Source organism: Streptomyces sp. NPDC004838, from assembly GCF_053600955.1.
The window spans coordinates 67066-81419 of sequence record NZ_JBSGAW010000002.1 but is presented as its reverse complement, the minus strand read 5'-3'; the positions used below and the strand labels follow the sequence as shown (position 1 = coordinate 81419).

31 protein-coding genes are annotated in these 14354 nt (G+C 70.2%); 3 read left to right on the top strand and 28 right to left on the bottom strand.

What is annotated here, in order from left to right:
- Positions 1 to 76 precede the first annotated feature (76 nt).
- The 17 genes from ACWEFL_RS02775 to ACWEFL_RS02695 form a co-directional block, all read right to left on the bottom strand.
- Entirely contained in the window at positions 77 to 379 is a 303-nt protein-coding gene (locus ACWEFL_RS02775; protein WP_451706432.1) for an HNH endonuclease, read from the bottom strand.
- Entirely contained in the window at positions 376 to 684 is a 309-nt protein-coding gene (locus ACWEFL_RS02770) for a hypothetical protein (protein WP_451706429.1), read from the bottom strand. Before ACWEFL_RS02770 ends, ACWEFL_RS02775 begins: the two co-directional genes overlap by 4 nt.
- Positions 681 to 944 carry a hypothetical protein gene (locus ACWEFL_RS02765; protein ID WP_451706426.1) on the bottom strand — a complete coding sequence of 88 codons (264 nt, stop codon included), beginning with the start codon at positions 942 to 944 and terminating at the stop codon, positions 681 to 683. Before ACWEFL_RS02765 ends, ACWEFL_RS02770 begins: the two co-directional genes overlap by 4 nt.
- A 20-nt stretch (positions 945 to 964) precedes the next feature.
- On the bottom strand, positions 965 to 1201 hold the full coding sequence (locus ACWEFL_RS02760) for a hypothetical protein (RefSeq protein WP_451706423.1): 237 nt from the start codon (positions 1199 to 1201) through the stop codon (positions 965 to 967).
- An 89-nt stretch (positions 1202 to 1290) separates the two neighbouring features.
- A complete protein-coding gene (locus ACWEFL_RS02755; RefSeq protein ID WP_451706421.1) occupies positions 1291 to 1887 on the bottom strand; it encodes a GIY-YIG nuclease family protein in 597 nt (198 codons plus the stop codon).
- A 161-nt stretch (positions 1888 to 2048) separates the two neighbouring features.
- Positions 2049 to 2396 (bottom strand): hypothetical protein, encoded by a 348-nt coding sequence (locus ACWEFL_RS02750; protein WP_451706418.1) that lies wholly within the window; start codon positions 2394 to 2396, stop codon positions 2049 to 2051.
- Positions 2397 to 2418: 22 nt separating this feature from the next.
- Positions 2419 to 2793, bottom strand: coding sequence for a hypothetical protein (locus tag ACWEFL_RS02745; RefSeq protein WP_451706415.1), 375 nt, complete (start codon positions 2791 to 2793; stop codon positions 2419 to 2421).
- A 126-nt stretch (positions 2794 to 2919) separates the two neighbouring features.
- The gene (locus tag ACWEFL_RS02740) at positions 2920 to 3168 is read right to left on the bottom strand and encodes a hypothetical protein (RefSeq protein ID WP_451706414.1); all 249 of its coding nucleotides are present in this window, start codon (positions 3166 to 3168) and stop codon (positions 2920 to 2922) included.
- Positions 3165 to 3413: a hypothetical protein gene (locus ACWEFL_RS02735; protein ID WP_451706412.1), complete on the bottom strand. Its 249-nt coding sequence runs from the start codon at positions 3411 to 3413 to the stop codon at positions 3165 to 3167. The genes ACWEFL_RS02740 and ACWEFL_RS02735 overlap by 4 nt, the downstream gene beginning before the upstream one ends.
- A gap of 72 nt (positions 3414 to 3485) precedes the next feature.
- Positions 3486 to 3650 (bottom strand): hypothetical protein, encoded by a 165-nt coding sequence (locus tag ACWEFL_RS02730; protein ID WP_451706409.1) that lies wholly within the window; start codon positions 3648 to 3650, stop codon positions 3486 to 3488.
- Positions 3651 to 3740: 90 nt separating this feature from the next.
- A complete protein-coding gene (locus ACWEFL_RS02725; protein ID WP_451706407.1) occupies positions 3741 to 4115 on the bottom strand; it encodes a hypothetical protein in 375 nt (124 codons plus the stop codon).
- Positions 4116 to 4206: 91 nt separating this feature from the next.
- Positions 4207 to 4782 (bottom strand): hypothetical protein, encoded by a 576-nt coding sequence (locus tag ACWEFL_RS02720; protein WP_451706404.1) that lies wholly within the window; start codon positions 4780 to 4782, stop codon positions 4207 to 4209.
- Positions 4779 to 5291: a hypothetical protein gene (locus ACWEFL_RS02715; RefSeq protein WP_451706402.1), complete on the bottom strand. Its 513-nt coding sequence runs from the start codon at positions 5289 to 5291 to the stop codon at positions 4779 to 4781. The genes ACWEFL_RS02720 and ACWEFL_RS02715 overlap by 4 nt, the downstream gene beginning before the upstream one ends.
- On the bottom strand, positions 5288 to 5923 hold the full coding sequence (locus ACWEFL_RS02710; protein ID WP_451706400.1) for a hypothetical protein: 636 nt from the start codon (positions 5921 to 5923) through the stop codon (positions 5288 to 5290). The genes ACWEFL_RS02715 and ACWEFL_RS02710 overlap by 4 nt, the downstream gene beginning before the upstream one ends.
- Positions 5920 to 6780 (bottom strand): hypothetical protein, encoded by an 861-nt coding sequence (locus ACWEFL_RS02705; RefSeq protein ID WP_451706397.1) that lies wholly within the window; start codon positions 6778 to 6780, stop codon positions 5920 to 5922. The genes ACWEFL_RS02710 and ACWEFL_RS02705 overlap by 4 nt, the downstream gene beginning before the upstream one ends.
- Positions 6781 to 6851: 71 nt before the next feature.
- Positions 6852 to 7010, bottom strand: a complete 159-nt coding sequence (locus ACWEFL_RS02700; protein ID WP_451706395.1) for a hypothetical protein — start codon at positions 7008 to 7010, stop codon at positions 6852 to 6854.
- Positions 7010 to 7327, bottom strand: a complete 318-nt coding sequence (locus ACWEFL_RS02695; RefSeq protein ID WP_451706392.1) for a hypothetical protein — start codon at positions 7325 to 7327, stop codon at positions 7010 to 7012. Before ACWEFL_RS02695 ends, ACWEFL_RS02700 begins: the two co-directional genes overlap by 1 nt.
- Positions 7328 to 7485: 158 nt before the next feature.
- Between ACWEFL_RS02695 and ACWEFL_RS02690 the strand changes: the two genes are divergently transcribed.
- Positions 7486 to 7782: a helix-turn-helix domain-containing protein gene (locus ACWEFL_RS02690; RefSeq protein ID WP_451706390.1), complete on the top strand. Its 297-nt coding sequence runs from the start codon at positions 7486 to 7488 to the stop codon at positions 7780 to 7782.
- A 92-nt stretch (positions 7783 to 7874) separates the two neighbouring features.
- On the opposite strand, the gene ACWEFL_RS02685 is transcribed toward ACWEFL_RS02690, so the two are convergent.
- Positions 7875 to 8345 carry a helix-turn-helix domain-containing protein gene (locus ACWEFL_RS02685; RefSeq protein WP_451706387.1) on the bottom strand — a complete coding sequence of 157 codons (471 nt, stop codon included), beginning with the start codon at positions 8343 to 8345 and terminating at the stop codon, positions 7875 to 7877.
- A 176-nt stretch (positions 8346 to 8521) separates the two neighbouring features.
- Between ACWEFL_RS02685 and ACWEFL_RS02680 the strand changes: the two genes are divergently transcribed.
- Both ACWEFL_RS02680 and ACWEFL_RS02675 read left to right on the top strand, forming a co-directional pair.
- On the top strand, positions 8522 to 9043 hold the full coding sequence (locus tag ACWEFL_RS02680; protein ID WP_451706385.1) for a DUF6907 domain-containing protein: 522 nt from the start codon (positions 8522 to 8524) through the stop codon (positions 9041 to 9043).
- Positions 9043 to 9843, top strand: a complete 801-nt coding sequence (locus ACWEFL_RS02675; RefSeq protein ID WP_451706383.1) for a phage antirepressor KilAC domain-containing protein — start codon at positions 9043 to 9045, stop codon at positions 9841 to 9843. Before ACWEFL_RS02680 ends, ACWEFL_RS02675 begins: the two co-directional genes overlap by 1 nt.
- 63 nt (positions 9844 to 9906) lie before the next feature.
- On the opposite strand, the gene ACWEFL_RS02670 is transcribed toward ACWEFL_RS02675, so the two are convergent.
- The 10 genes from ACWEFL_RS02670 to ACWEFL_RS02625 all read right to left on the bottom strand — a co-directional run bounded on the left by ACWEFL_RS02670 (position 9907) and on the right by ACWEFL_RS02625 (position 14060).
- On the bottom strand, positions 9907 to 10818 hold the full coding sequence (locus ACWEFL_RS02670; RefSeq protein WP_451706381.1) for a hypothetical protein: 912 nt from the start codon (positions 10816 to 10818) through the stop codon (positions 9907 to 9909).
- 121 nt (positions 10819 to 10939) lie between these two features.
- Positions 10940 to 11197: a DUF7352 domain-containing protein gene (locus ACWEFL_RS02665; RefSeq protein ID WP_451706379.1), complete on the bottom strand. Its 258-nt coding sequence runs from the start codon at positions 11195 to 11197 to the stop codon at positions 10940 to 10942.
- Positions 11194 to 11727, bottom strand: coding sequence for a hypothetical protein (locus ACWEFL_RS02660; RefSeq protein WP_451706378.1), 534 nt, complete (start codon positions 11725 to 11727; stop codon positions 11194 to 11196). The genes ACWEFL_RS02665 and ACWEFL_RS02660 overlap by 4 nt, the downstream gene beginning before the upstream one ends.
- A complete protein-coding gene (locus tag ACWEFL_RS02655; protein ID WP_451706376.1) occupies positions 11724 to 12011 on the bottom strand; it encodes a hypothetical protein in 288 nt (95 codons plus the stop codon). The genes ACWEFL_RS02660 and ACWEFL_RS02655 overlap by 4 nt, the downstream gene beginning before the upstream one ends.
- Positions 12008 to 12178: a hypothetical protein gene (locus ACWEFL_RS02650; protein ID WP_451706374.1), complete on the bottom strand. Its 171-nt coding sequence runs from the start codon at positions 12176 to 12178 to the stop codon at positions 12008 to 12010. The genes ACWEFL_RS02655 and ACWEFL_RS02650 overlap by 4 nt, the downstream gene beginning before the upstream one ends.
- Positions 12175 to 12357: a zinc finger domain-containing protein gene (locus ACWEFL_RS02645; RefSeq protein WP_451706372.1), complete on the bottom strand. Its 183-nt coding sequence runs from the start codon at positions 12355 to 12357 to the stop codon at positions 12175 to 12177. The genes ACWEFL_RS02650 and ACWEFL_RS02645 overlap by 4 nt, the downstream gene beginning before the upstream one ends.
- Positions 12358 to 12505: 148 nt before the next feature.
- Complete coding sequence (locus tag ACWEFL_RS02640; protein ID WP_451706371.1) at positions 12506 to 12988, bottom strand: hypothetical protein; 483 nt, start codon at positions 12986 to 12988, stop codon at positions 12506 to 12508.
- Between the two features lie 30 nt (positions 12989 to 13018).
- The gene (locus tag ACWEFL_RS02635) at positions 13019 to 13264 is read right to left on the bottom strand and encodes a WhiB family transcriptional regulator (protein WP_451706369.1); all 246 of its coding nucleotides are present in this window, start codon (positions 13262 to 13264) and stop codon (positions 13019 to 13021) included.
- Positions 13261 to 13725, bottom strand: a complete 465-nt coding sequence (locus ACWEFL_RS02630) for a hypothetical protein (protein ID WP_451706368.1) — start codon at positions 13723 to 13725, stop codon at positions 13261 to 13263. The genes ACWEFL_RS02635 and ACWEFL_RS02630 overlap by 4 nt, the downstream gene beginning before the upstream one ends.
- Positions 13722 to 14060 (bottom strand): hypothetical protein, encoded by a 339-nt coding sequence (locus ACWEFL_RS02625; protein WP_451706366.1) that lies wholly within the window; start codon positions 14058 to 14060, stop codon positions 13722 to 13724. Before ACWEFL_RS02625 ends, ACWEFL_RS02630 begins: the two co-directional genes overlap by 4 nt.
- Positions 14061 to 14354: the final 294 nt, after the last annotated feature.

Below are 14354 nucleotides of genomic sequence, written 5' to 3'. Positions count from 1 at the left end.
TCCCGAGGGCCACCGGGGGTACCACCGGGAGTCACCCCCCAGAGGGTCAGGGAAATTCTGGGATTGATCTTCGGGTTCAGATGAGCCCGGGGTGTTTCTCCGGGGGTCGTCTTGCGGTTTCTGCCCAGCGTGCGGCGTTGCCCTGACGGCTCGTCTTGATCGCGTGGTGGTGTTCGCAGAGTGCTTGGAGGTTCTCGGGCCGGTGGTCGTGCTTGTCGCCGATGTGGTCGACCTGGTTGGCCGCGTGTCCGCACGGGCGTCCGGCTTCGTCCCATCGGCATCGGTACTGGTCGCGTTGGAGGATCGCGGGCCGGATCTCGCGTGCCCAGTTGGGTGGGAGTTCGGCTCTGCGGTTGCTGCCTGCCCATCCGCCGCTCATCCGGGTGGCCCGGTCTCGGTGTCGCGGTAGGTGGCGAGCGCGGCCTTGAAGGTGTCTTCGCTGCTGTCGCTGGAGTGCCACCATTCCAGCGCTTTCCAGACGGGCCGGAGGCGGTCGAGGCGTACGCCTGCTCTGGTCTCCCATTGGCGGAGGAGGACGAGGAGTTCCTCGGTTTCGCGTGCTGCGTCCTGGGCGTACCCGAGGGCGGCGAGGGCCTGGCTGATCTCTTCGAGTGAGCCGCGCTTTGCCAGCAGGTCGTCGAGGTCCCAGCTGTGGCACAGGTAGTTGTAGCTGCCGCCGCTCATGCCTTCAGCTCCCACTCGGTGTCGTCGGGGTCGGGGCCTGGTTCGGTGTACGGCTCGGCGCGTTCGGTGTCGCTGCTGAGGGCGGTGCCGTCGAGGGGCGTGTCGTCGGGGGTGAACCCGAAGGGCGGGTGCTCGGGGGCGGTGTCGCTGGGGGTGAGGGCGGCCAGGAGGCGGTGGGCGGTGGCTTCGACGTGGGCGAGGGGTGTGCCGTCGGCGTGGATGTCGATGCGGCGGGTGCCGTCGGTGAGGCGGATGCGCACGCCGTGCCTCCTCTTGGTGGTCAGAAGGCGGTGGCGACGCGGGCCCACATCTCGGCGAGGCGTACGGCCCGGTCTGCCTGGTCGGTGTGCAAGGCCCGGGACTCGCGGTGTCGTTCGAGTTCCTTGGTGACGAACGGCTTGGCTGAGAGTTCGCGGGCGCGGTCGTCGGCTTGGTCGGCGAGGTGCTGGTGGTTGTCGGCCTGGGCGGCCCATTCGAGGGCGCGGGTCTGGGCGTGGGCGCGGGGGTCGGTGGGCATCGGGGTGCCTCCGGGAATGCGAAAGGCCCCCGTCGTGTGGCGGGGGCCTCTGCTGAGTCTGTTTCCGGGCAGGGTTGTCTACGCCCAAACTAGCGACACTCTGCCGATTCGGCAAGATCGGCGGCCCATGACAGCGAGGCGTGCCCCATGGTTGGCAGGGTCGGATCGGGTGTTCCGTGCTGTGCTCGCACGCTTCGGACGTGCTGCTGCAGAGCCTTGCCGGGGAAGAAGTACTCGCCTCGTGAGCTGGTCCGCAGCTCCCGGAACTGGCGGTGCCGCTGCGACTCGACGTCACGCCCGCCGGGTTCGACAGCAAGGACCTCGTCTGGCATCAGAACGTTCATGCGGTCGCGCAGGTTCACGGTGGTTCCGACCTTGATCAGGTTGCCTCGGCGGATGTAGTACACGACAGGGCCAGCGGTTCGGTTGCCGCGACTGGTGCTCGGGGCGAGGCGTTGGGGGAGGTGGTCCTGCCGGTGGCGGTGCCGTCCGAGGGTGATGGCGATCTGTACGACCTCGGCGGTGAAGTCAACTCCTGCGTCGCTCATCTCGGTGAGCACTGTAGCGATGGCGTCGAACGCTGGGTCGGCGGGATCGACGAGCCGGGAGAGACGGTCGATGCCTCCGCCGTGATTATGGAAGGGGTTGAGGCAGCGGTCGAGCCGCCCGCAGTTATCCTCGTGCATGTCAGCCTGCTTTCGTCAGGTTGGCCGCGCCCCGGGAGTGTTCGCCGCACTCGCCGGGGTCTGTGCTTTCGTGCCTCAAGTATCCCACGGAGCACGGGCGTTAAGTGGCCGCACGCGGGCTTTGTCCACCATCCGCAGGTCAAGCGCCTTGGCGGATGGCCCTACTTCCCGATCCGGATCTTCTCGTGGTCGAGGAGCGCGGTGTGGGTGGCCGCTGTCGCGATCAGCACGGTGATCAGGAATCCCATGAACGGGGACTCCTCGCCTGGGCCGACGGTGAGGGTGCCGATGCCGTAGGTCGTGATGGTGACGGCGACGTAGATGGCGGCGACCCAGGCTTTGATGACGCCTTTGACTGCGGCGACGACGAAGGGGAGCGCGGCGAGCAGGCCGACGGAGACGATCGGGACGAGGGTCCAGATCACTTTGGCGAGGGTGGTGTTGAACATGCGGGGCCGGCCGGTGGGGATGGGCGCGGTGACGTAGGGGCTGGGCTGAGGGTTGGTCATGGCTGTGCTCCTGGGTGTCCGGCTATGCGCTGTGCTTGGTCTGGACGAGGAGGGCGAATTTGCGGGCTTCGCCTTCCTTTCGGGCCGGGCATTCGAGGAGCATGGCGGATCCGTCTGCGCCTTCGATGGTGATGAAGAGCTTGGTGCTGTCCTTTTTGAGGGCGAGGGCGAAGATGCCGGTGAGGGCGACGCGGGTGGCGGTGATGCGTTTGGCTGCTTCGCCTCGGTCGACGGTGATGGTGGCGCCTTTGACGGGGACGTCCATTTGGCCGGGGGCGGTGAAGCGGAGGGGGTCTTTGCGGACCATCATTCCGCCGATGGCGGATGCTGCGAGTCTGAGTTCGAGGAGGTCTTTCGCGGCTGCTTTTTCTTCGGGTGTCTTTTTGGAGCCGAACACGGTCCCCCCTGGGGCGTGTGGGTGATGAGAGAGGGCTCATCATGTCGCCGGGGACTGGGGGGTTGGGCGAGTGTGTCTGTTCTGTGACACGGGAGAGCCCTGGCCGGTATGACCAGGGCTCGTTCTTCACGCAGTGGCAGTCTGCCAGGTGCCGTCCTGGTTGATCAGGCAGTGTCCGCAGCGGGCGCATAGGGCGGTGGGTGTCGGGGCGCCGACGGTCGTGGTGGCGACGGGGGTGTGGTTGAGGCAGGTGCCGGTGCTGCGGAGGTGGATGATGAGCGCGGCCGGGCTCCCGGGCGGTGGGCTGATGTCCAGGAGGTCGTGTTCGAGGACGGCAATCCGGGTGTAGTCCGGCCGGGGCGTGGACTCGGTCACGGCCGCCATTCCTCGGGGTGGTCGTAGTAGCCGTCCATCTGGGCGTTCAGTTCGGCGAGGTCGGGGTGTTCGGCGATCTCGCGGGCCTCGGCCTCGGTCACCACCTCCACGAACCGCCTCATGGACCGTGTGGCGAGGGTAGCGGCGGCGGCCATCTCTAACTCGGCGGCGCGCGCCCGGTGCTGGGCGGCGAGGAGGCGGAGTAGGCGGGCTCGGAGCTCGTATTCGTCAGGCTTCTCGCTCATGGGTCTCATCCTCTCGTGGCCGTGCCCCGTCCGGCGAGTACCGAACGGGGCGCGAGTACAGGGGGACGCGGGTCAGGGCTTTTTGCGGAGCCATCCGCCGCGGCTGCTCTGGTATGTCGTCTGGTGTCCGGCGGCGCGCGGGTCGCCGGGCGTGAACCGGCTCGGCATGGTCTTGGGGAGGCGGGCCGCGGTCTCGCGTACGTCGGGGGGTGCCGGTTTGCGGCGTCGGAGTGCCATGATCGGGGGTCCTGTCTCGTGCTGCGCGGGATAGGGGACCCTGGGGCGGCCGTTCGCCTGGCAGTGAGTCGGCCGTCCCGGGGTTGCGGGTCAGGCGCGCCGGTCGGGGTCGGCCTGGGCGATGTCTGCGAGCCAGACGGTGAGCGTCGCGCGGTCGACCGCGTCCAGGGCGGTGATCAGCGCGGCGAGCGACTGCCGGTACACGGCATCGCGGGCGGTCATCCCGGCCGGGGTCACGGTCATGTCCAGATGCTCGTGCAGGAAGTCGGCGTGGTCGGGCCGCTCGCTGCCGGGGGTGTCGAGCCAGGACCGGCCGGTGAGCGCGCCCGCGGCGGCGCGGGCCACGCCGGTCTGCATGTGGTGGACGTGGGCGCGGAGTGCGGAGACGTACTCCCGCAGCTCGTCCGCGCTGCTGATCGTCTGGCCGGTCTCGATCCAGGCGTCGTCACTGAGGTGGTTGGTCATGCGGTCAGCCCTTCGTCCGTGGGTAGATGCGGGATTACCCCTGCGGTAGGGGCGGTAGGCGGGACGGTATTTACGCAGGTAGAGCCGGGTATCAGGCCGCTTCCGGGGCGCCCTCGGTCGCGGTAGGGGAAGTGGTAGACGGAAGGTCATCCCGGTGGATCCCGGGCCGGTTTCGGCCGGCGACCTTGAGCTGCTGGCGGACCGGGAAGCCCCACCGTTCCATGGCCGCGCGGAAGGCGGGGAGGTCGAGTTCTGTGAGCATTCCGTGGGTGTGGGCGTGCTCCAGCAGGTCGACGAGGTGGACTCCGTTGCGGTCGTCGATCTGGTCTCGGATCCAGTCGAGGGCGGCGTCGTAGACGGTGTCGTCGTCCGCCGGTTCACCGTGCGCTTCGGCGGGCTTGGCGGCGGCCTTCCAGGCGGCGCGGAGCCACCAGGCGGTGAGCAGCCACATGAGCCACGGCACCGCGCGCAGCAGGGCGAGGGCGGCGTACGCGGCCCCGGCGAGCAGCAGCATCCGCACCGTGGGCCCGAGGGCGGCGCGCCAGCCGGTGAGGTCGTCGCGGCGGCCTGCGCTGATCCACGCGGCGATCGCTTCGGACCGGTGGCGGGCGACGATTGTGGAGCCGATTGCGAGGCGTTCGGCGACAGTTCGGGCGCGGCCGGTCACAGGATGCCTACGCCGTCGATCGCGGCCCGGATCTGGTCGCCTGTGCTGTTGACCAGGCCGGGCAGGAAGGTGAGGGCTCCGGCGACTCCGGCGGTGGCGCACAGGCTCGCGCCGCAGAACGCGCCGCCGGCCATGCGTTTCTTGTCGTCCTTGCCGGCCTTCCGCCATGCCATGACGACGCCGACCGTCACGAGGAACACGACGATCGCGCCCTCTTCTGTCAGGGAGCCGGAGAGGCTGCCGGCGGCGAGTGGGCTGGAGGGCTGCGCCCCGGTGACCGCGCCGACCGCCTTGGATCCGGCGGTGTTCCCGACGCCGGGTGCGCATCCGGCGAGCCAGCCGAGGAGGCCGCCGGCGCACATGGCGCCGAGGATGCCGAGCGCGGCGCCTTTCCCGAACGCGGCGAGGAGCTTCGGGTCCCTCGAACCGGTCCACCAGGGGCGGAGGTTCGCCCACAGGATCACCGCGGTGAGGGCGAGTCCGGCGAGGGTGAGAGCGGGCGCAGTCATCGGGGGCGTACTCCAGTCAGGGCGGCGATCGGGTCGAACCAGTGGATCGCTCCGGTCAGCCCGATCAGGGCGATGACCAGGGCGAACAGGGCGAGCAGGCTTCGGGTGCGGCGTACGGCGCGGGCGGCGAGCGCGAGGGGGGTGAGGGCGAGTGCGTAGGCCCATCCGGGCCCGAACTCGGTCCGCGCCTGGGTGACGGTGTAGGCCCATACGGTGGCAAGGCTGTACCCGACGCCGGGGATCGGGAGCATCGCGCCGAGGACGGCGGCGAGGAGTTTCCAGCCGGGCGCGATCCGGGTGATCCGGTCCCACAGCGACGGCTCCGGATCGGGGGTGATCGGGTACGGGTCGTAGGCGATGCGGACCTCGATCGTCCCCGGCCGTTCAGGCTCGGGCTCCGGGTCCGTGGGCGGTGCGGGTGGGTTCTCCGGCGGGGGGCTCTGCCCCTCTGGGGCGGGGGCGCGCCACGGCGGAACATCGTCCGGAGTAGGCGGCCGGGCAGGCAGCGGTACGCCGGCGGGGATGATCCGGGTCGGGGTGATCGCGGGGCGGCGTTCGTACGCGCGGGCGCGTGCCTGCTGGTCCATCAGGTGTCGGATACGGCGCTCGTCCGGGCCGGGCTCTGTGCTCACGCGTAGCCTCCGTTCATCTTGTTCCGGGCTCGGCGTACGGCTGCTGCGACGGATTCGCGTTCCGCGTCGGGCCGGGCGGCGAGGACGCCGTCGACGGCTGTGCGGTTGTCGGTGGTGATCGCGACGTGCTCGCGGGCGAGTTCGGCGATGCTCGGCTGCTCGCGATCGGTGCTCGTGCTGCTCGGGGCGGGTGCCTGCGATGCGCCGATTGGCGTGCTCGGCGGCTCGATCGGGGCGATGGCGATCCGTGATCGGCGCTCGATCGCGGATCGCATATCGGCGCGCTCCAGCGTGATCTGAAAGTCGGCCTCGTCTCTGGCCAGGGTGACGCGGGCCTCGGCGCGGATGCGTGCGATCTCGGCGTCGGCCTCGCGCTCGACGTGATCGAGCTGGGCGCTGTGGAGCCGGGCGGTGTACTCGCTGTCCCGCCTCACGCTGTGGATTTCGTCGAGTTGTTCGGCGGTGAGGGCGGCCGGGTCGCGCAAGGCCGCCAGGGCGAACGCCCAGACCGCTTTGCCGACCAGGACGACGAACGGGCCTGCGATCGTCTGCGCAAGGCTGTTCGCTTCGTGGCCGTGGAGGGCGAGGAGCACGGCGACACCGGCGGCGATCGCCCACCCGGCGATGCTGGCATTGACGGTCCGGCCTTGGATCCGCACGGTGACGTCGCGGTACTCGGCCCACAGGACGGTGATCCAGCCGATGTCACCGGCGACGGCGACCGACAGGCCGAACCATCCGGACCGCATCAGGTCGGTGATCGCGTATGCGGACCACACCAGAGACAGGACGGCGAGCAGGCAGGCGCCGTAGAGGACGGGCGGGCGGCGGAGGCCGCGAGGCTTGCGGATCTTCACGATGCTCCTCCGGGAGCAGAAAAGGAGGCCGGGCCCGTGAGGGGGTAGGCACGGGCCCGGCCGGTCGGTGGTCAGCGACGGCGCAGTTGACGGTCGAGGTTCGCGCGGACGTCGGCGCCGTTCGCGTAGTCCTCGGCGCAGCGGGCGACGGTCGCGGGCTGGTCGGTGACGGTGCTGGGGCGCGGGGTGCGGTCCGGTTCGGGCTCGGGTTCGTAGTGGGGTGCGTTCATCACGCGGCCTTCGCGGCGGTCCGGAGGCGCACCGCGTACTCGGCCGCCGTCTCGGCGGGATGGGCCTTGGGCATGGCGGCGATCGCGCGGTTCTCGGCGTCGCGCACCACGACCGCCGGGAGCTGGCCGAGGTGTGCGGTGCCCTCCTGGAGGGCGCACGTGAGCTGGTACGCGGAGAGCGTGTGTGTGGGGTGCTCGTCGAGTGCGTTGGCGGCGGCGGTGAGGACCTGCGCGGCGTAGCTCGGGTCGGCGACCTGCTCGGCCTCGGAGGGCGGCGGGACTTCAGGGGCGGGCGTGGCGGGACTAGAGTCAGGCATTGGTCATCTCTCCTGGTGAAGTCAGGTGGATGGCTGACCCCCGGCCCGGCTCGCCAAAGTCACGGGCCGGGGGTCTTTACGTCAGCAGCGGACTGCTTGCTCACGACTGTAGGGGTCCCCTACGCTCAGGGCAAGCGGCCCCCAGGGAAAGGGCCGGGATGGGTGACGAGGAGGTGCAGCGGGTGTCAGATGCCCTGGACGAGGTCGAGCGGATCGCGGACCCTGAAGCGCGCGTGCGGGTGAAGAGCCGGATCATGGCCGATCAAGTGCAGCGGAATCGGGCATGGGCGCGCGAGCGGAAGGAGCTGGTCCTCCGCATGCACCATGACGAGGGGTTGTCCTACCGGCAGATTGCCGCGCGCCTGGAGATCAAGCTGGGGACGGTGCAGGACATCTTCCGGGGCTACACCGGCTCGGGGTCGCATCGGCCGAAGAAGGACAGCTCTGCCGAGTAGCGGCGGCACGCATATAGCGGCCGGACGGTCAGCCCGTCCGGCCGCTATATCTGGCTACTCGCGATCACCAGGCGGCGAATGGCCCTCTCGCGTCAGGCGCTGAACTCATTGATCTGCGCCTGAAGCTCACGCCACTTGACCAGTACGGCGCGCAGTTGGTCATGCGACAGCGCCGCCTCTGTCATCAGAATGGTGACCAGTTGCGCGTCCCCGCCCGCGAAGGCCGCCACTTGGGCGTCGATCAGGTCTCCTTCTGTCAGGGCGTGCTCAATGCTCAGCGGGAGCCCGCTCGTAGGGCGCAGCGCTGCCGCCTTCTCTCCGGGTGCCATCTCGGGCGACCAGCGCCCATCGAGAATCGCCTCGACTCGCCCCTCGGGCCAGCCCAGGGCGCGAGCCATAGCCAGCAGGGTTCGGGTCACTCTGACCATGGAGCGCCCCTGCTCGACGCTCTGGATCGTCGCCCGACTGACCCCGATCGCCTCAGCCAGTTGAGCTTGCGTGAGGCCCTTGGCCACTCTCGCGCTCTTCATGGCTGCTGCGAGCGCCTGCCAGTCCTTATCCATGCCCCCATCATGCATGAAGCCAGATCCTGATGCCAGAGGGCACAAAACCTTGCACCAAGCCAACTTAAAGACTACTTTACAAGGGAAAGGCCGAGCGGTAGCCCCCGCTCGGCCAGTTTGACCAGCGAGTTTGCCGCTCGCTGATCAGTGATCCATCCCTAGAAAGAGGAATCACCATGAGTGTACGCACTCAAGAGTGCGCGAGGTTGGCATCCCCTGCCTTGACTGCGCCGGGGTCGGTCCGCGTCCCCTGTTCCCGGTACGCGTGGTGCGGGGACTGCCGCCTGGGCCGTGACGACGACGGACAGACTTACCTCATGCACGACAGCCACCGCGTGCACGCCCCGATCCCCGCCGGACTCGACGTCGAGCGCGGCGAGCTGCTGTCCGCCAACGTCGGCCTGGACGACACCGCCATCGGCGTCCGCCCGCAGCTCTACATCGGGCACGCCGGGGACTGCACCGAGATGACCCCCACCGAGGCTCGGGTGTGGCTGGCCGGGATGCGGGCCACCCTCGACGGGATCGAGCAGTTGGTCGACCAGATCGACCGGACCGCTACGGCCACCGAGATCGGGGCGCAGTTCGCCGCCCGCGTCGCGGCCGAGGTCCCCACCCTCGCGGAGAAGATCTCCCCGGACGGTCTCGCCGCCATCATGACCGGCATCGTCGCGCTCGCTGCGGGGGAGGCCGCCTAATGAGCATCCAGTTGTTCGACATCTCTGGTGCCAGAGTCCGCTTCGGCACCACGGAGGACGGCACCCCGTACGCGGTTGCCTCGGACTTCGCCAAGACCATGGGCTACCGCGACGCGAGCGACGCCACCCGGCTCCTCGACAGCGAGGAGGTTGGTACGCAGATTGTGCGGGTCAACCTCGCCGACGGCCGCGTACAGAACCGAGAGATGAAGGTCATCTTCGAGGATGGCCTGTGGGAGCTGATCTTTCGCAGCAGCCTTCCCGGTGCGAAGGCGATCAAGGCCCGCGTGAAGGCCATCCTCCGGCAGATCCGCGAGACCGGCCGGTACGAGGTGGCTCGCCCGGAGCCGTCGAAGCTGGAGCTGGCGCGTGACCTCGTGGCGGCCCTGGAGTCGCGGGAAGCCGCCGTGCAGCGGGCGGCCGAGGCGGAGCAGCAGGTGCGCGTGCTGGAGCCGTCCGCGAACGCGTGGGACGTGCTCGCTGAGGCGTCCGGGGACTACTCCCTGCGCGAGGCGGCGCACATTCTGAACCGTGATCCGAGCATCAGCACGGGGCAGAACCGGCTGCTGTCCAGCATGCGCGATCTCGGCATGGTCGACCGGCGCGGCGTTCCGTACGCCAAGCACGCCGGGCACCTGCGGGAACGGCCCACCTCGTACACCCACCCGCATACGGGCGAGTCGACGCTGGGGCGTCCGCAGATCCGGGTGACCGTTCAGGGCCTGCGGTATCTGCACCGGAAGCTCGGCGGGGTCGCTCCGCTGAGGTTCGACCAGCCCCGCCTTCCCGAGGCTGGGTAGCCGCCTCAGACAGGGCCCCCGTCGGATGATCCGGCGGGGGCCCTGTCATGCCCGGACAGCGGCTTACGCCGCGTCGCGGGCCTTTGCCGCTGCTCGCTGCGCACGTCGTGCTTCCGCCCGGCCCGCCCGCCGCTCAGCGTCGGCCCGCGCCCGCGCCGCGGTGTCCACCGCGCGTTGAAGCGCGGCGAGTTGCACGGCGCTCGACCAGACGCGGGCCCGCCGGTCGATGTCGAACGGCACCGGGGCGTTGCAGTCGATCAGGCCGGTCGTGCACGCGACGCTCATCACCGTGCCCGCCTCCAACTGGGCTGTGAGCGGCCCCTTGCACCACGGGCAGGCCATGGGCAGGACGGCCGTGGTGCTCTGCGTGCCGAGGACCCGGTCGATGCGGGCCGCGGCCTCGCGGGCGTACTCGGCGATCCGGGCCCGGTCGGTGTCGTGGACCGGGCAGCACGGCTTCCCGTCGCCGAGCTGGTCGAGGAGCCATCGGGCGGCGGTCGGTGCGGTGCGCTGGGCGCGGTCGCGGCCGTGCCAGTCGGCACCGTCGACCGCGTCCCGGACGGCGATGGAGTCGGCGAGCGAGCAGAGCGCGATCTCGATTGCCCGGCAGGCGTCGGCGACGTGCAGGCGGATCGGGGCGGGCGACTCGCCGGGGCGGTCGTGGTCGCGGTCCGCGCGGACGGGGTGGGCGTGCCCGTCACCGACGTGCTCGCAGTGGGCGCACTGGTAGTAGAGCTGCCCGGTGTGGTGGCGGACGGTGACGAGGCGCTGCGGGTGGTGGAGGGCGTGCGCGATGGCGGCGGCGAACTGCTGCTCGATGCTGTCCTGGCGGTCGAGAGCGGCGAGGTACGCGGTGCCGGGGCGCTGCGGGGGCCAGGTGTCGCCGGGGCCGGCGGTGTCGAGGAGTTCGCGCAGGTGGTCCCAGTGGGTGATGACGTGCTGCAAGTTTTCGGCGGGCGTGCGGGTGGTGGTCACGGTGGCTCCTGGTGGTGCGGGGCTATGGTGATCTCCACTGGTGGGGCGTCCTGGTCTGGGGAGATCGTGGGGACGCCCCGTCGTCGTGTGCGGGGTCAGGTGCTCGCGGGTCTGGGTTGCCTCAGCGTTGTTCGAGGAGGTGCCAGACGAGCTGGCCGCCGGGGGCGATCGCGGTGCCGATGTGCCGGCTGCCGTCGGGGATGGGGTCGCCGGTGCCGAAGACGCGGAGGCGGCGGTCGGGCAGGTCGTCGCGTCGCCAGGCCCAGAACTCGACGATGCGCGGGGCGCGGCAGTCGACGTGCAGTGGGGTGCCGCATCCGCTGATGTCGTGCCACTGGTCGTCTACGGGGACTTCGAAGCGGAAGATCTGGTCGGTCATGGGGTGTCCTTGGGCTGGTTGAGCGCGGCGAGGGTGGCGCACTGGTCGTAGGCGACGGGTGTGCTGTCGGTGGTCTGGCTGGTGGGGTCGTAGCTGGAGCATTCGGTGCAGATGCGGGCTCCGCGGTGGTCGACGGGCTGGTGGAGGTTGCGGACGCGGTCGAGGGCGGCTTCGGCCTGCTCGGCGCGGGCGGTGGTTTTCTCCAGCTCGGCGACGGCGTGGGCGGTGTGCTGCTTGTTCCTGGCGGCGGTGTGTTCGAGGGTCGTGATGAGCTGGTCTAGCTGGTCGAGTTGCTCGGCGGTGATGGTGCTGGCGGTGGGGCGGGTGCCTGTGGCGGTGGGTGCGGTGTCCCGGGCGACGTCGACGAGGTGACGGCCGCACTGTGTGCAGCACTCCATGGGGTCGATTTGGTCGATCGTGAGCGGCGTGTCCACGTCGGTGGGGCGGGGGCAGTGCAGGCAGTAGACGCGCAGGTAGCCCTTGCCGTCGCTGTAGGCAGCGGTGGGGGCTGCGTCCTGGGGCTGGGTCATGTGCTGCTCCGGTTGATATTGCGGGCGACGGTGAGGGCGTGGCGTACGGCGGGGTCGGGGTGGGGGTCGTCGACTGGGATGCCTTTGGCGTCGGCGAGTTGGCTGAAGAGGCTGGCGATGTCGGCGGTGAAGTCGAGCAGCTGGGCGAGGGGTTCGCGGGCGCGGAGGAGTGCGGCTCCGGTCGGGGTCGCGGTGTAGGCGCCGATGGCGACGTGCTGCCGGAGGGTCTGGGCGGCGTCGCGCAGCTCGTCGGCGGGCGTCGGGGCGGTGGCGGGCGCGCTCATCGTGCGGGCTCCTCGGTGGCGGGCGGGTTGAGCAGGGCGGCGAGCCGCTGGTGGGACTGAGCGGAGGCTGCCGTTCCGGCCCGCAGCTTGGCGAGTGCAGCCCGCAGCAGGGTGACGCGCTGATCGCTGCGCTTCAGCAGGAGGCTGGCGGCGTCCTTGCCGGTCATCGGGTCGGCTCCTCGGTGGTGTTGTCGCGCTGGTCGCGGTAGAGCTCTGCACGCTCGGGATGGACGCCTTTCATGCGCTGGCCTCGCTTGCCGTAGCACCAGGCGCCGGGGACGCTGCGGCATTCGGGGCAGGCGACCATGAGCTGCGGCTTGTGGATGGTGGGTTCGCGGCGGGCCATGTGGCGCTCCTGACGGTGGTTGAGTGCTGTGGTGTCTGGGGGCTCTGTGCGCCTGTGTGGGGCGCGTGGGCGGTGTCGGGGGCGGCTGGGTGCGTCGTGCGGGTGTTCGGGGCTGTGGCGGGCGTACAGCGGGCGCGGCGGGGCGGGTTCAGTCGGTCCGGGTGACGACGACGGTGGTGCGCAGCACGCGGGTGACGGTGGCGCTGATGGCGTCGGCCAGTTCGGCGAGCAGCTCGTCGCGTGCGGCGTCCCTCAGGTGCGGGCCGGTGGCGACGTGGACGGCGACGTCGTACGTGCCGGCGGTTGTGGACTGGTAGGCGAGGGACGGTCCGGGGGCGAGTCCGGTGGCGCCGAGCGCGATGGCCCATGCGGACGTGTCGGCCGCGCCGGTGATGAGGCCGTGGATGCTGCGCTGGGCGGCGTCGAAGTCATCGTCGGTGAGGTGGCTCCAGGCCCGGCAGAGCTCCAGGGGCTCTCCGGTTTCGGGCTCCAGGTCGATGACGGTGGACGGAATGCTTTCGCCGTCCATCTGCTCGCCGACGCCCATGGCGTCGTGGTCCCGGGTGAGGTCCCGGTGCTGGCGGGCGGCCTCGGCTCGCAGGTCGTCCTCGGTGTACGGCGTGTCGGGCATCGGGTGTCCTTCGGGTTGGTGGAACCGGGTTCAGGGGGTGTGGCGGCGCGTGGCTTGTTGTTGGCGGATGCGTCCGCGGGCGCGGGCGGTAAGGCCGCCCCAGATACCCCCGACTTCGGGGTGCTTGAGGGCGTAGTCGAGGCAGGGTTCGCGGACGGGGCATGCCCGGCAGATCCGCATGGCCGGGAGCCCCCGGTCGCCGGATTTCGGGTGGAAGAGTTCGGGATCGGTGCGGGCGCACAGCGCGTCCGTACTCCACTCGGCCGGGCCGGTCACGACGCGACCGCCTGTCCGGTCCACTGGAACGCGGCGTGCTGCTCCGGGGTGAGTTCCTGGATGTGGAGGACGATCCGGCCGCCTTTGGCGACGGGGCCGATGCGCATGTCGGGGCCGACGAGGCGGGTGTGGTCGTCGTCGTCCAGCACCCCGGCGTCGACGATCCCGTCGACCGCGGCCTTGAAGCTGGGGTACCAGTTCGCCGGGTCGGCTCTGCGCCGTGACGGAGGGTGGAGCACTCCGAGGACATAGGCGCGCTGCATCAGAGGCTGGTCCCCGGAGAGAACGAGCGCGGCCCGCATGTCCGGGGTCTCGGAGCATGCGTTCATCGCGGCGTTGCGGATGCTGCTGGTGATCTCGGCGCGGACACGGTGATGGACGCGCTGGTTCGCGTTGAGGAGCCGCAGCCCCGGGGGTAGCGCGAGGGTGAAGCGACGGAGCTGGACGGGTGCGGTGGTCACAGGAGTGCCTCCTGTACAGGTCGGGGCGGACAGGCGTGATCAGCGAGGACCAGGTGGCGGTCATGCGGGGTGAAGCCCGGGTTGCGCCAGGCGATGCGGCGGGTGCCGAGGGCGGTGGTGACAAGGCACCAGGTGAGCCGTCCGGCGAGGCGGGCCTGGATCTCTTCGATCGGGTCGAGCGGTTCCGGTTCGGCGATCACGTCGAGCGCGGCGGTACGGCCGGCCCTCGCGGTAATCACCGGGGCGCCGCAGCGGTGGCAGGTGCCCGGTCTCGCGTGGTCGGAGGTGGCGGCGATCCTCGCCACGACACCCGGGTTGAGACGCTGGCCGGTCATCGGACGCCCCAAGTGCTTGGTGACGCATTGAGTGACGCGTGACGCTTGTGACGCGTAGTTCGGCATGAGCGGCTCGTGGGCGCATGCGCGTGCGCGTGGTGGTGGAACCCGGGAGAACGCGTCACAAGTGTCACAAGCGTCACCACCTGCGGATTTGCTGGTTTCAATGCGTCACTCAATGCGTCACTCATAGGGCCCGATGCGTCACGGCACCGGTGCTGGTGACTCTTGGTCGTGGTCTTCAGGGCTTCTGCGGCGTCGTTCTGGTGACGGGTCGGGGTGACGGATCGGAAA